Here is a 13,848-nt window from a genome sequence, read left to right on the forward strand (position 1 = left end):
GGATCGCGCTCGTGCACGAGGGCATCGATGGCTTGCCATTGCTTGGCCGACATGCTTTCCAGCTTCCACCATTCCGGATAGATGCCGAGGTTGTACAGGCGCTTGACGGCGCGATACACGGTATCGTCATGCTGGGGCAGGGACTTGGCAGGAATAATTTCCAGCAGCAATTCATGGCCCGTGACTTGCGCGGCGTCGTACAAGCCCTTGATTTGCGCTTCCTGCTCCAGGCGGTTTTCCGGCGTATCGTCGGGGTGCAGCTGCACCAGGCACTTGATGACGTGCTCTTTCGGCCACTGCGTCAACCGCGACGCCAGCGAACGGCCCCAGTCGAATTGCAAGGGATTCGAGCCCGGCATCTCGACGGGACGGCCTATCCACCAGCCGCGTCCCGTCGCGTCGTTGAGCGCATCGACGCCATAGCGGTCATCGATCAACACGCCCGTGCCGCCCTGCAAGCCGCGTGCCGCCTCCGTCTGGCCCACGGCTTGCACGAACAGTTGCTTGAGCTTTGAAATCCGCGTTTCGTCGCTCACGCCCTGCTGGGCCAGCTCAAAGAATTGCGTGCGGTGGTCAAAAGCGAACACGCACAGCTCATTCCACTGTTTACGCGCCACCGTTGTGCGGTGCAGGCGCGCCAGGGTGGCGTCCTGGTCAAGACGGGACAGTTTCGCCGCGTTGGCGAGGAAATAATCGAGTTCGACAGGCGACGGCATGGCCGGCGCGCAACCATGGCGCGACACGACCAGAGCGCCGCAGCCGTTCGCGTAGCGGCAGCACGCTTCGTAATCCTCGCCGCGCAGCCAGCCTTTCAGGAAACCGGAAAGAAAAGCGTCGCCCGCGCCGAGCACGTTCAAGACCTCCACGCGCACGCCCTGATAGTTGAACGCCTGATCGAGACCGGCCGGAATGGCCGACTCGATGACGGCGCAGCCCAGCGGCCCCCGCTTGACCACCAGGGTTGCACTGCTTACCTTGCGCACGGCACGCAAGGACGCCATAATGTCCGCGCCGCCGCCGGCGATCATGAATTCCTCTTCCGTGCCGGCGATCAGGTCGAACTGCGGCAAGATCGCCTGCAAGTGTTTCGTCACACCTTCGTTCGAGACGAAACGCGTTTCGCCGTCCGCCTTGCCCGACAAGCCCCACAGCACGGGCCGGTAATCGATGTCGAGCACGGTGCGCACGTTATTCGCGTGGGCCAGTTTCAATGCCTGCGTGCTGACGGCGTGCATGGCGGCGGTCGAAAAATGCGTGCCGGTGATCAACAGCGCCTTGCTCGAGGCAATGAAGGCCGCATCCACCAAGGATGCGTCGATGGCCATGTCGGCGCAATTTTCACGGTAGAAAATCAGGGGGAAGGTGTTTTTATCCTTGATGCCCAGCATGACGAGGGCGGTGAGCCTGTCGCGGTCGATGCCGACGTGGCTGACGTCGCAGCCTTCCTTTGACAAGGTGTCGATGAGGAAACGGCCCATGTGGTCGTCGCCCACTTTCGACAGCATGGCGGACTTCAAGCCCAGCCGGGCCGTGCCGAAGGCGATATTCGCCGACGAGCCGCCCAGGTACTTGGCGAAACTGGTGGCGTCTTCCAGGGTGCTGCCGATCTGCTGCGCATACAGGTCCACCGCCAGGCGGCCCAGGCAGATCACGTCGAGCGCGCGGCCCTGGGCAAATTCAGTCGTATTCTTCATGGCATTGTTTCCTTATGACAGTTGCACGATGCGTTGCTCGCGCCACGACACGGTGGCCGCTTCGGCCAGTTCCAGGGCTTTTAAGCCATCGTGGACGGTGGTGCGCAGCGCTGCGCCATGGGCAAAGGCGTCGAAAAAGTGCGCCATTTCGCTGGCGTAGGCGGCGCGGTAGCGTTCCAGGAAAAAGTCTTCCGGCTTGTCCACGCTGACGTTCACGGCGCCATAGGCCGTCACTTCCGTCGGCTTGTGGTTGCCCGCCTGCAGCATGCCGGCGCTGCCCAGCACTTCGAAACGCTGGTCGTAGCCGTAGGCGGCGCGGCGCGTCGTGTTGATCTGGCACAAGCGTCCCTTCGCCGTGCGGAGGGTCACAGCCGTGCAATCGAGGTCGCCCGCGGCGCCGATGGCCGGATCGACGAGGCAGCTGCCCGTGGCGTGCACGCTGACGGCTTCATCATCGAGTATCCAGCGGAAGATGTCGAAATCGTGGATCAGCATATCCTTGAAGATGCCGCCCGACACCTGGATGTAGCTGACGGGTGGCGGCCCCGGATCGCGGCTGGTGACGATGAGCATCTCCGGCGTGCCGATCTCGCCCGCTGCGATGCGCTGCTTGACGGCGGCAAACGTGGGGTCGTAGCGGCGCTGGAAGCCGATCATGCACATCACGCCCGCGTCCTGGACGGCAGCGGCGGCGGCGCGCGCGCGTTCCAGGGTCAGGTCGACGGGCTTTTCGCAAAAGATGGCCTTGCCGGCGGCGGCCGCGCGCACGATCAGGTCCGCGTGCGTATCCGTGCTCGACGCGATCAGCACGGCCTTGACTGCCGGGTCGGCCAGCACAGTGTCCACGCTGGCCACGCTGGCCACGCTGGCGCCGTGCAGGGCCGCCACTTCCGCCGCTGCGTCCGCATGCACGTCGACCACGTATTTCAGGCGCACGCCGGGCTGGCGTACCAGATTGCCGGCGTGAATGCGGCCGATGCGCCCGGCGCCGAACAATGCCACTTGAATCATTTCCATCTCCTTGATAGTCGGTAATACGCTGCCCGGAAATGCACACGTGTGCAAATCCGGGCTAAAAAAGTTAAAACAGGTGGATGACGCCCAGCATTACGCCGCTGAGCTTGGCACCCTTCTTGGTGGCGGCGAAGGCATTGCCGCCAAACGTGTAGTTGGCATTCTTGTCGTTATTGGTTTGCGTGTAGTAGGCGTAGACGGTGCTGCGCTTGGACAAGTAATACTCGTAGCCCAAAGTCGCCTGCTTGGCGCCGCTGTCGTCGCCGCGCACAAGGGTGGTGGCCTTGATGGTCACGCTGCTGCCGTTGGGCGCGCTGCCCGACACGTCGCCTGCCACGCCGAAACGGCCGATGAAGGCACCGCCGCCCGCCTTGTAGGCGCCCGTGATGGTGAAGTAGTCGCGCTGCAAGTCGCCGCCGGCCACGTCATACACCATGCGGTTCCAGGCCACGCCCACGTCGCCGCCGCCGAAGTTGTAATTGCCCACGGCGCGGAACATCTTTTCGCTGAAGCCGGGACGCAAGTCCTTGTGCTTTTCATAGCCGACGGCGCCCTTCACGGGACCGTTTGCGTATTGCACGATGCCCGAATAGATGCGGTCGCCGTTCGATGCCTCGTTTTCGCTGGCGCGGTAAATCGTGGCGCTGAAGCCTTGCACCACGGGCGTGCGGTAGCTGACGGCGTTCGAACTGCGGCGGTTGAAGCCTTCGCCGCCCAGCTGCGAAATGTTGGCGTCATCCTGGATGCCTTCGCCCACGAAACGGTTGGTATAGCCGTTGATCTGGCGGATCGGCGTGGCGAAGCGGCCCAGCGCGATGCGGCCATAGGCGGGGTTTTCCAGCCCGACAAAGGTATCCTTGCTATTGATGGCGCCCGTGCCATCGTCGAGCTTGGCGTTGCCCTCGATCTGGAAGAAGGCCGTGTTGCCATTGCCCAAGTCTTCTCTTCCCCGGAAGCCGATCTTCGAGGAATTGTCCGATACGCGCGACACCGACTCGCCATTCGGCGCCGTGGCCGAGCTCGACGTTTCGATACGGTCGAAGCCCGCGTGGATGCGGCCGTACACGACGACGCTCGATTCGGCCAGCACGCAGCCTGGTGCGACCAGCAACAATACGGCGGCGATCTTGTTCAACTGCATGGTGTTCATCCCGTTTTTCATTTTTGTCTCCTGCTTGTTTTTATGGTGGTGGATTACTCATGATGCTCGACAGCGTGTTGCCACTACATGCGCCCCTCGCCGGACGCCTGCCCTCCCTTTCCAGTCAATGTGTTCAGGTACAACGCGGCAAGGCCAGCGCCGCCAGTTGCGGATACAGGCGGGGGCCACCCACCAGGATGGGGTTGCCCTTTTCCAGGCCGTTATCGGCCAGGAAATCATTGCAGCGCCCGCCCGCCTCATTGACGAGCACGATGCCCGCCAGGCAATCCCAGGAATTGATGTGCGGCTCGAAATAGCCGATCAGGCGCCCGGCCGCCACGTAGGCGATCATCAGCGCGCCGGAACCGTTGCGGATGAACATGCCTCCCTCTTCCAGCACGTCGAGCAGAAAGGGCAAAAAGGTATCGGTGCCCACGCGGTGCGAAAAGCCCACGCCCAGCACGCCGCCCTGCAGGCTGGCCACGTCGTTGATGCGCAGCCGCGTTTCGCCCGCCTTCGCCGTCACATGCGCGCCTTGCCCCAGGCAGGCGTGGAACAGCTCGTCCGCATTCGGGTCGTACACGGCGCCGATGGCGGGCTGGCCGTCGACCAGCACGCCAATCGACACGCACCAGGCCAGCATGCCGTTGACGAAACAGGCCGTGCCGTCGATGGGATCGATGACCCACACGCAGCGCGCGTCCGACGCCCCGCCGCCCCGCTCCTCGCCCACCACGGCGTCGTCAGGAAAACGCGCGGCGATTTGCGCACGCACATAGTCTTCCACCATGCGATCGGCGATACTGACCATGTCCTGCAAGCCCTTTTCCTCGATCACCAGTTCCGTGCGGCGCTGGAACATGCCCAGCGCAATCTCGCCCGCCTGGCCGATGATGTGCCGGGCGTAGGCATAGCGTTCCAGGGTGGCCGCGTCGGCCAGTACCGCTGCCTGTGTCATATCTGTCATGCTTGTCCTCCAATGATGGCTGCGCCATGTTCGTGTACGGTCATCGCGACCGATGTGCCTTGCGTGAAAACCTGGCTCAAGTCGTGCGAGACGGCAAACAGTTCGCCGACGGGCGTCTCGAGCGTGTATTGCATTTCGCGTCCCAGGTAAGTGGCGCGCGCCACGCGCACCACCATGGCGCTGTCGGGCTGTGCGGGCGACAGCAGGATCGCTTCCGGACGCACGGCGAAACTCGCTTCGCCGCTGCGCTGGCTGCGGCATGGCAGACGCAGCCGCAGCTTGCCCATGACGCAGACGGCCTTGCCGTCGGCCACCGATTCGATCACGCCATCGACGATGTTCGCGTTGCAGATGAAGTCGGCGACAAACTTGTCGGCCGGCGACTCGAACAGCTCGTGCGGTGTGCCCTTTTGCGCGATCACCTGGCGGTTCATGACGATAATCTGGTCGGAAATGGCCAGCGCCTCTTCCTGGTCATGCGTGACGTACACGGCCGTCAAGCCCAGCTTGACCTGGATGTCGCGGATCTCGTCGCGCACGCGGCGGCGCAGTTTCGTGTCGAGGTTCGACAATGGCTCGTCCAACAGCAAGACCTTGGGCTGCAGCACCAGCGAACGGGCCACGGCTACCCTTTGCTGCTGGCCGCCCGACAACTCGTTCGGGAAGCGCGCGGCAAAGTCAGCCAGACCCACCAGGCGCAGGCTTTCCTGCGCCCGTTCGATGGCGCGCGGCTTGGTCTCGCCCGAGACGGTCAAGCCGTAGCACACGTTGTCGAGCACCGTCATGTGCGGGAACAGCGCATACGACTGGAACACCATGCTGACGTCGCGCTCGGCGGCGGAGGTCAGGGTGACGTCCTCGCCGGCCAGCAGGATGCGCCCGGCGCTGACGCGTTCCAGGCCCGCGATCAGGCGCAGGGTGGACGTCTTGCCGCAGCCGCTGGGGCCCAGCAGGGTGACCATGGTGCGCGGCGCGATCGTGAACGACACATCGTTCACGGCCAGGGCCTTGCCGTAGCGCTTGGTAACACCGTCGAATTCCAGCGCGGCAAGCTCTGTTGCTTGGGTAGTAAAGTGGTTCATGCGTAGCTCTTTTCCAGGTTGGGAACGGCGGCCGGCAGCGTTTTTTCGGCGCTGACGCGGCGAAGGCGGCGCTTGCCGACCAGCAAATGGATCAATTGGATGCACAGCAGGATGATGACGATCAGCACCGTGGCATAGGCGATCGCCGTGCCGTAGTTGCCGTTCGACACCAGGCCGATGATGTAGGACGTGGCCATGTCGTAATCGGCGCTGACGAGGAAGACGACGGCCGAGATCGACGTGATCGAACGCACGAAGCCATACACGAGGGCCGAGGCGATGGCCGGGCGCAGCAGCGGCAGGATGACCTTGCGCATGGTGGTCCAGCTGCTGGCGCCCAGGGTGATCGACGCCTCGTCCAGGCTGCCGTCGAGCTGGCGCATGGCGGCGATGCCCGTGCGCAATCCCATCGGCATGTTGCGGAAGACAAAGCACAGGATCAGAATCGTCGCCGTGCCCGTCAACTCGATCGGCGCCGAGTTGAACGCCAGGATGTAGCTGATGCCGATGACGGTGCCGGGAATGGCAAAGCTGAGCATGGTGCCGAACTCGAACGCACTCTTCAGGGCGAATTGCTGGCGCACCAGCAGCCAGGCCGACAGGATGCCGACAAAGGCCGTCAAGGGCGCGGCGATGGCCGAAATTGTCAAGGTGGTGAACAGCGACGGCCAGGCCTGGCCCGTCCAGTGCCAGCCGGCAGCGCCCGCCGTGATGCCGAAGGCGTCGATGTAATGGCGCAAGGTGAAGGCATTGTCCTGGCCCCAGTTATTCACGAAGCCGCCCGCCACCACCGTGCCGTAGATCAGGGCCGTGAAGGCGAACCATGGCAGGGCGATGGTCCACAGGGTGGTTTTCAGGCGCGGGTTGAGCGAGGCGTGGCCGCCGTGGTCGGCCTTGCCCGTCACCGTCACATACGATTTCTTGCCCAGCCACAGGTTCTGGATGAAGAAGGCACCCACGGCAAACGTCAGCAGCACGATGGCCAAAGTCGCCGCGCGGCCCTGATCGTTCGAGGCACCCACCACGGAAAAGAAGATTTCCGTCGACAGCACGTGGAAGTTGCCGCCCAAGACCATCGGGTTGCCGAAGTCGGCCATGCTTTCGATAAAGCACAGCAAGAAGGCATTGGCGATGCCGGGACGCATCAGCGGCAGCGAGACCTTGACGAAGGTTTGCCAGCTGCTGGCGCCCAGGGTGCCCGACGCTTCTTCCAGCGAGGGGCTGACGCCTTCCACCACGCCGATCAACGTCATGAAGGCGATCGGCGCAAAGGCCAGCATCTGCGACAGCCACACGCCCGTCATGCCATACAGCCAGCGGCTTTGCTCGATGCCAAACAACTCGCCGACGAGGCCCGTGATGGCGCCGTTGCGGCCGAAGAGCAAAATCAGGGCCAGGCCCAGCACGAAGGGCGGCGTGACGATCGGCAAGATGGTGATGGCGCGCATGGGGCGTACCCAGCGGCCATTGGTACGCGTCACCAGCAGGGCGAAGACGAGACCGAGGAAGGTGGCCGACACGCCCGTCAGCAAGGCCAGCGCCAGGGTATTCCAGGCCACGCCGCAGCGGCCGGGACCGGCCACGCAATTGAGGCTCCAGATGCCGGGATCCGCCAGGCGGCGCGCCAGGGCGGCGGCGCCCGTGCCGCCATCGTCCAGGGGCTGGCCGGCGCTCACCAGGATCAGCGCGACGGGGAACAGCACGAACAGGGAAATGAGGCAAATGATGAGGCCGATGGCGCCGGCCACGAAGGCGTCGCCGCGGCACACGCCGCAGGCGGCGGCGCCCGAGGTCAGCAGGAACAGCAGGCACAGCGCCAGCAGCAGCGCGCCGAAACCAAGGCCGGTGCCGGCGGCCAGCGGCCCCCAGCCCAGCCATGCCAGCCACAGCAGGCCCGCGCCGCCGAGGGCGATCTGGCCCTGGCCCAGGGTCTTGCGGTGGGGATTGCCGGCCACCAGCGCGGTGCTGGCGGCGATCAGGGCAAAGAACACGCCCAGCGGCCAGGCGCCGAACGACAGCACGTGCAGCACGGCCGGTGCGCCACGTTCACTGAAGAACTGGCCGTCGCGCAGCCATTCGCCGGCGAACAGGCCCGCTTCCTGCTGCTGCCAGGGCAACAGGCACAACGCTGCCAAAGCGGCCAGCAGCCAGCCGTAAAATATCTTTTTCATGAGTTTCATCCAACTATGAACGTCTGAAATTCTGTTGCGCGATGCGCTCTGTTTCCAGACGTTTTGAACAATTTATATAGGTTTAACGCCTGCCAAAACTGTAGCGAGCGGCAGTGAGTTGCGGCCGAGACGCGCAGCTGTGCGCTAGCACAGTGAGCATCGCAGGCTGCAAATCGCGACGCGCAGTAAGTTTTGGCGCGCGTTAATTGCCGGCAGAATAAATCTGTGTCGTCCAGCGTTGTAATAAGCGCTTGCGCGTGTCCGACGCGCCATACTTGGCGAAGTCGTAGTTGATGGTCTTGATGTTTTCCAGGCGCGGCGAGGCGGCGGGAATGGTGGCGGCCGCGTTGGACGGGATCTGGAAGGCCAGCGCCTTGACGGCTTCGCTCTGCACGTCGGGACGCAGGGCGAATTCATAGAATTTCTTTGCCTGTTCCATGTTTTTCGCGCCCTTGACGATGCTCATCGAGCCGATCTCGTAGCCCGTGCCTTCGCAGGGCGGCAAGACCTTCACGGGAAAGCCGGCCACGGTGAGTTTCATCAGGTCATGCATGAAGCCGATGGCCACGCCCGCTTCGCCGCGGCCCACGTCCTCGCCCGGCGCCACGCCCGCGTTCGGATACTTGCTGACGTTCTGGCCCATTTTCGCCAGGAAATCGAAGGCTTCCTCTTCGCCGAACAGCTGCACCACGGTGGCCAGCGCATTGTAGGCGGCGCCCGAGGAGTTCGGGTTAGCCATCTCGATCTCGCCCTTGTAGGCGGGCTTGACGAGGTCTTTCCAGCATTGGGGCGGCGGCAGGTTTTTCTTCTTCAGCACGTTTTCGTTGTAGGCCAGGCCCAGGATGCCGATATAGATGCCGACGGTGCGGTATTTGGCCGTCTCGGCCTGCTTGAGCGCCCACGGCTGCAGCTTGGGCAGGGTGGGCGACTTGTATTCTTCCGTATAGCCTTCGGCGGCGGCTTGCAGGTGCGGGTCGCCCGTGCCGCCCCACCAGATGTCCGATTTCGGGTTCGACGCTTCGGCGCGGATCTTCGCGTAGGCTTCCCCCGCGCTCTTCCTGATCATCGATACCTTGATCTTGCTTTCCGCCTCGAAGCGGTTCTTCATCAGCTGGCACCATTCCATATCGGCCGAGCACAGCACGGACAGGCGTTCCTCGGCGGCCATGGCCGTCATCGGCAGGGCCAGGCTTATAGCAATCGCAACATTGCGCATCTTCATCGTCTCACTCCAAGTTCGTTATCGTTGTGGTACTTCAGACCGCACCGCTATCTTGCGGTGTCACTGTCCCGGGATGTGCTTTCTAAGGCCTTGCACTGTATTGCACACGTGTGCACACCTTACCACCAGCCGATTTTGACTGTCAACAAGAATCTCGGCAGGCGTGCGGCGTGGCGTTTTACCGACAAAAAAAGCCGCCAGCTGGTTGCAGCTGGCGGCTTTCGGGACCGGTGGGGTCAGAGGGGTGTTACTGCCAGGCTTCCTTGCCCGCGCGTGGCTTGCCCACCATCAACAAGGCACCCAGGGTCAGCACGGCCGCCAGCGACAGGTAATAGCCCACGTACTGCAAGCCATAGTTCGTGGCCAGCCAGGTGGCGATGTACGGCGCCAGCGAGGCGCCCAGGATGCCGGCCAGGTTGAACGTCAGCGAGGCGCCCGTGTAGCGCACTTCGGGCGGGAACAGTTCGGACAACATCGTGCCCAGCGGTCCGTAGGTCATGCCCATCAAGCCCAGGCCGACGGCCATGAAAACGGTCACTTCCCACGTCACGCCCGAGCCGAACATGGGCGCGAGCACCAGGCCGAAGATGGCGATGGCGACGGAAACCCAGATCAGGGTGGCGCGGCGGCCGCGGCGGTCGGCCAGCACGGCCGAAAACGGAATCGTCAGGGCGAAGAACAGTACGGCAAACAGTTGCACGACGAGGAATTCCTTGCGCGTGAAGCCCAGCTTGGTCGTACCCCAGCTCAGTGCGAACACCGTCATCAGGTAGAACAGCACGAAGGTGGCCAGGGCGATGATGGTGCCCAGGAACAACATGCGGCCATGCTGGCGGAACACGGTGGCCACGGGCAGCTTGACGACTTCGTTCTTATCGATGACTTTCTGGAAGTCCGGCGTTTCCGTGATCTTCAGGCGCACGTACAGGCCGACGATGACCAGCAGCGCGCTGGCGAGGAACGGGATGCGCCAGCCGTAGCTGAAGAACTGTTCATCGGTCATGGTTTCGCTCAGCAGCAGGAAGATGCCGCCCGACAGGAAGAAGCCGATCGGCGCGCCCAGCTGCGGGAACATGCCGTACCAGGCGCGTTTGCCCGGTGGCGCATTCTCGGTTGCCAGCAGCACCGCGCCGCCCCACTCGCCGCCCAGGCCCAGGCCTTGGCCGAAACGGCACAGCGCCAGCAGCAGCGGCGCCAGGGTGCCGATGGCGGCATACGTCGGCAGCAAACCGATGATGACGGTCGAGATACCCATGGTCAGCAAGGCGGCCACCAGGGTCGCCTTGCGGCCGATGCGGTCGCCGAAGTGGCCGAATACGGCCGAGCCGATGGGGCGGGCGAAGAAGGCGATGGCGAACGTGGCCAGCGACTGCAGCACGGCGGCCGACGGGTCGCCGGCGGGGAAGAACAGTTTCGGGAACACCAGCACGGCGGCGGTGGCGTAGATATAAAAATCAAAGAACTCGATGGTGGTGCCGATCAGGCTGGCGAACAGCACCGTGCCGGGGGAATTTTTCTTGGGGGGGGTGCTCCGGGGCTTACTCATTTACTGCGCTCCTTGGGGAGGGTGTCTAAAGGCCATTCTCTGGATGTTTTTTCAGGCAGCAGCACAGCACGTTGTCTAGGCGCGCGGTTCACATATCATAGCTGTGCGTGGACGTATTTGCTGCGAATTTGCTATGAAATTTGCAAACAAATTCCACGCCACAACACGCCGTTGTTAACGGCAGACAACGGTGTACCAACGCGCGCTAACGCGCCGTGATCAGTGCTGATTTAGAGAAACAACGGTCGTGCGCCATCCGGTTACCCGGGGCACGGCAGGAAAGGCGTCAGGGGATGGGCGACGTGTATCAGGCCCGGCGTATCGCCAGGCATTCCGTACCAGACCCGCGCGTCGGCATCGCGGCATCGGTCATTTGTGGTGAATCCTTGCCTGCGGCCCCTCCGGGTGGAGCGGGCCGGCGATGATCGCGCTGCATCACGAAGGATGCGGTTGATCTTGCTGTAAGCGGCTTATCATACGCGCAGTGCTGCGGTGCGGCAAGAAATGATGCAAACCGCCTACACCTCGATCAGGGCGAACGCCTTGCCGATCTCCGCGCTGTCGAGCGGGCGCACGAGGCGCGCCACTTCCTGGCCATCTTTCAAGAAAATCAGGGTCGGCCACAGTTTCACCCGGAACGAGCGCCCCAGCGCGCGGCCGGGGCCGTCTTCCACGCGCAGGTGCGGCACCCCGGGATATTGCGCCAACGCGGCGGCCAGCGGCGCCTGAGTGGCGCGGCAGTGGCCGCACCAGCCCGTGCCGAACTCCAGCAGGGCCGGGCCCGCCAGCGCGTCGATCTCGGCGCGCGTCGGTTGCGCTACAGAATAGCTGTCGCTCATCATGCCGCTCTCCTTGTCCACTCAGACCACTTTCACGCGCAATTCGCCCAGGCCATCGATGGCGCCCACCAGTTCGTCGCCGCGCTGCACGGCCGCCACGCCGGCCGGCGTGCCCGTGTAGATGAGGTCGCCCGGCTGCAAGGTGAAATAGGTCGACAGGTCGGCGATGGTTTCGGCCACGTTCCAGATCAGCATATCGATGCTGCTGCTTTGACGCAGATCATCATTCACGCGCAGAGTGATGGCAGCATGGCTGATATCGCCCGCCTGCGCGGCCGGGGTGATGGGGCCGATGGGCGCCGAGTGTTCGAAGGCCTTGCCCGTCTCCCACGGACGGCCCAGCTTTTTCGCCGCGCCCTGCACGTCGCGGCGCGTCATGTCCAGGCCGATCGCATAGCCCCACACATGGCTCAGCGCATCGGCCACGCCGATATCGCTGCCGCCCTTGCCGATGGCCACCACCAGTTCCATCTCGTGCTGGAAATCCTGCGTCTGCGCCGGGTATGGCAATTCTCCCGTCGTGCCGGCAGGCACGGGCAGCACGGCGTCGTTTGGTTTCATGAAGAAAAACGGCGCCTCGCGGCCCGTGTGGCCCATTTCCTTGGCGTGGTCCACATAGTTGCGCCCCACGCAATAGATGCGGTGGACGGGGAAAGTATCAACGCTGCCGCTGACGGGAACGCTGGGCTGAATCGGTGCGGGAATGACATACGACATGCAAACTCCTGATCGGCACGATAAAAAGGCGGCGATGAAAAAGGGACACCGCAGTGTCCCCCTATTTTACGACAACGTTACTTCAGCAGTCCCGAGCGGCTCGGGTCCGGCATGCGGATGGCGACGATGAAGGAAATCAGGCACATGATGGTCACATACCAATAGAAATACTCTTCCACGTGCCAGGCCTTGAACTGCAGCGCCACGTATTCGGCCGAACCGCCGAACATGGCGTTGGCGACCGCATACGACAGGCCCACGCCCAGCGCGCGCACTTCGACGGGGAACATTTCCGCCTTGATCAAGCCGCTGATCGAGGTGTAGAAGCTGATGATGGCCAGCGCGATGATGATCAGGCCAAACGCCGCGTACGGGCTGGAAATATCCTTCAAGGCATGCATGATCGGCAACACGCACAGGGTGGCCAGGCCGCCGAAGAACAGCATCGAGGTGCGGCGGCCGATGCGGTCGGACAAGGCGCCGAACACCGGCTGCAGAATCATGTAGACGAGCAAGGCGCACGTCATGACGGCGCTGGCCGTCTTGGTGTCCATGCCGGCCGTGTTGACCAGGTATTTCTGCATGTAGGTGGTGAACGTGTAGAACACGAGCGAGCCGCCAGCCGTAAAGCCCAGCACGGTAATAAACGCCCGCTTGTGCTTGAGCAAGCCGCGCAGGCTGCCCGCGTCCTTGTCCTTGCGTTCGCTGGCGGTCGTCGTTTCCGTCAGGGATTTACGCAGGTTCAGCGAGACGAGGGCCGCCAGGGCGCCAAAGACGAACGGGATGCGCCAGCCCCAGGCGCGCAGCTCTTCCAGGGTCAAGAGTTGTTGCAAGACCACCAATACCAGCAGCGCCAGCAGCTGGCCGCCGATCAGGGTCACGTACTGGAACGAGGCAAAGAAGCCGCGCTTGCCCGATTCCGACACTTCGCTCATGTAGGTGGCGCTGGTGCCGTACTCGCCGCCCACGGACAGGCCCTGGAACAGACGCGCCACCAGCAGCAGGAACGGCGCGAAGGCGCCGATGGTGTCATACGTCGGCATGACGGCGATCATCAGGGAACCGCCGCACATCATCAGCACGGAAATCATCATCGACTGGCGGCGGCCGTATTTGTCGGCGATACGGCCGAACAGCCAGCCGCCCACGGGACGCATGAGGAAGCCGGCGGCAAAGATGCCGGCCGTCTGCAGCAGCTGCGTGGTGGGGTTACCGGAAGGGAAAAAGGCGTGCGAGAAATACAGCGCGCAGAACGAGTAAATGTAGAAGTCGAACCATTCGACCAGGTTACCGGAAGAGGCGCCAATGATGGCCTTGATGCGCTGCTGGGAAGTCAGCTGCGCAACGTCATGCGGAGTATCGTGGGATGTCATATCAATCTTCTTGTTCGTGTAAAAAAGCCAGCGCCAGCCGGGTTGCCCGGGCTGGTTTTGCATCATACGCCCTTGATCAAGG

At 63.3% G+C, this 13,848-nt stretch carries 11 protein-coding genes; all 11 read right to left on the reverse strand.

Going from position 1 to position 13,848, the window contains the following annotated elements; all coding sequences use genetic code 11:
- Positions 1-1,694, reverse strand: a 1,694-nt coding sequence (locus tag IGS61_RS06325; protein ID WP_230538830.1) for a bifunctional 5-dehydro-2-deoxygluconokinase/5-dehydro-2-deoxyphosphogluconate aldolase, incomplete at its 3' end; no start/stop codon positions are given.
- A gap of 12 nt (positions 1,695-1,706) precedes the next feature.
- Complete coding sequence (gene iolG, locus IGS61_RS06330; protein ID WP_230538831.1) at positions 1,707-2,705, reverse strand: inositol 2-dehydrogenase; 999 nt, start codon at positions 2,703-2,705, stop codon at positions 1,707-1,709.
- 70 nt (positions 2,706-2,775) lie between these two features.
- The gene (locus IGS61_RS06335; protein WP_230538832.1) at positions 2,776-3,870 is read right to left on the reverse strand and encodes a porin; all 1,095 of its coding nucleotides are present in this window, start codon (positions 3,868-3,870) and stop codon (positions 2,776-2,778) included.
- 112 nt (positions 3,871-3,982) lie between these two features.
- Positions 3,983-4,816: an inositol monophosphatase family protein gene (locus IGS61_RS06340; protein ID WP_230538833.1), complete on the reverse strand. Its 834-nt coding sequence runs from the start codon at positions 4,814-4,816 to the stop codon at positions 3,983-3,985.
- Positions 4,813-5,898 carry an ABC transporter ATP-binding protein gene (locus tag IGS61_RS06345; RefSeq protein ID WP_070220974.1) on the reverse strand — a complete coding sequence of 362 codons (1,086 nt, stop codon included), beginning with the start codon at positions 5,896-5,898 and terminating at the stop codon, positions 4,813-4,815. The genes IGS61_RS06340 and IGS61_RS06345 overlap by 4 nt, the downstream gene beginning before the upstream one ends.
- Positions 5,895-8,069: an ABC transporter permease gene (locus IGS61_RS06350; RefSeq protein WP_230538834.1), complete on the reverse strand. Its 2,175-nt coding sequence runs from the start codon at positions 8,067-8,069 to the stop codon at positions 5,895-5,897. The genes IGS61_RS06345 and IGS61_RS06350 overlap by 4 nt, the downstream gene beginning before the upstream one ends.
- A gap of 202 nt (positions 8,070-8,271) precedes the next feature.
- Entirely contained in the window at positions 8,272-9,291 is a 1,020-nt protein-coding gene (locus IGS61_RS06355; RefSeq protein WP_099410802.1) for an ABC transporter substrate-binding protein, read from the reverse strand.
- Positions 9,292-9,538: 247 nt separating this feature from the next.
- Positions 9,539-10,837, reverse strand: a complete 1,299-nt coding sequence (locus tag IGS61_RS06360) for an MFS transporter (RefSeq protein ID WP_230538835.1) — start codon at positions 10,835-10,837, stop codon at positions 9,539-9,541.
- 518 nt (positions 10,838-11,355) lie between these two features.
- The gene (locus tag IGS61_RS06365) at positions 11,356-11,676 is read right to left on the reverse strand and encodes a thioredoxin family protein (RefSeq protein WP_442908042.1); all 321 of its coding nucleotides are present in this window, start codon (positions 11,674-11,676) and stop codon (positions 11,356-11,358) included.
- A gap of 21 nt (positions 11,677-11,697) precedes the next feature.
- Positions 11,698-12,393 (reverse strand): fumarylacetoacetate hydrolase family protein, encoded by a 696-nt coding sequence (locus IGS61_RS06370; protein WP_230538837.1) that lies wholly within the window; start codon positions 12,391-12,393, stop codon positions 11,698-11,700.
- A 77-nt stretch (positions 12,394-12,470) separates the two neighbouring features.
- The gene (locus IGS61_RS06375; RefSeq protein WP_101484721.1) at positions 12,471-13,766 is read right to left on the reverse strand and encodes an MFS family transporter; all 1,296 of its coding nucleotides are present in this window, start codon (positions 13,764-13,766) and stop codon (positions 12,471-12,473) included.
- Between the last annotated feature and the right edge of the window lie 82 nt (positions 13,767-13,848).

The organism is Janthinobacterium sp. FW305-129, from assembly GCF_020858115.1.
GTDB lineage: Bacteria > Pseudomonadota > Gammaproteobacteria > Burkholderiales > Burkholderiaceae_D > Janthinobacterium.

Excerpts from the sequence above, each read along its gene's own strand:
- iolG (WP_230538831.1), bottom strand. The coding sequence starts at position 2,705 with ATGATTCAAGTGGCATTGTTCGGCGCCGGGCGCATCGGCCGCATTCAC.
- IGS61_RS06350 (WP_230538834.1), bottom strand. The coding sequence starts at position 8,069 with ATGAAAAAGATATTTTACGGCTGGCTGCTGGCCGCTTTGGCAGCGTTG.
- IGS61_RS06360 (WP_230538835.1), bottom strand. The coding sequence starts at position 10,837 with ATGAGTAAGCCCCGGAGCACCCCCCCCAAGAAAAATTCCCCCGGCACG.
- IGS61_RS06370 (WP_230538837.1), bottom strand. The coding sequence starts at position 12,393 with ATGTCGTATGTCATTCCCGCACCGATTCAGCCCAGCGTTCCCGTCAGC.
- IGS61_RS06335 (WP_230538832.1), bottom strand. The coding sequence starts at position 3,870 with ATGAAAAACGGGATGAACACCATGCAGTTGAACAAGATCGCCGCCGTA.
- IGS61_RS06355 (WP_099410802.1), bottom strand. The coding sequence starts at position 9,291 with ATGAAGATGCGCAATGTTGCGATTGCTATAAGCCTGGCCCTGCCGATG.
- IGS61_RS06345 (WP_070220974.1), bottom strand. The coding sequence starts at position 5,898 with ATGAACCACTTTACTACCCAAGCAACAGAGCTTGCCGCGCTGGAATTC.
- IGS61_RS06365 (WP_442908042.1), bottom strand. The coding sequence starts at position 11,676 with ATGAGCGACAGCTATTCTGTAGCGCAACCGACGCGCGCCGAGATCGAC.
- IGS61_RS06375 (WP_101484721.1), bottom strand. The coding sequence starts at position 13,766 with ATGACATCCCACGATACTCCGCATGACGTTGCGCAGCTGACTTCCCAG.
- IGS61_RS06340 (WP_230538833.1), bottom strand. The coding sequence starts at position 4,816 with ATGACAGATATGACACAGGCAGCGGTACTGGCCGACGCGGCCACCCTG.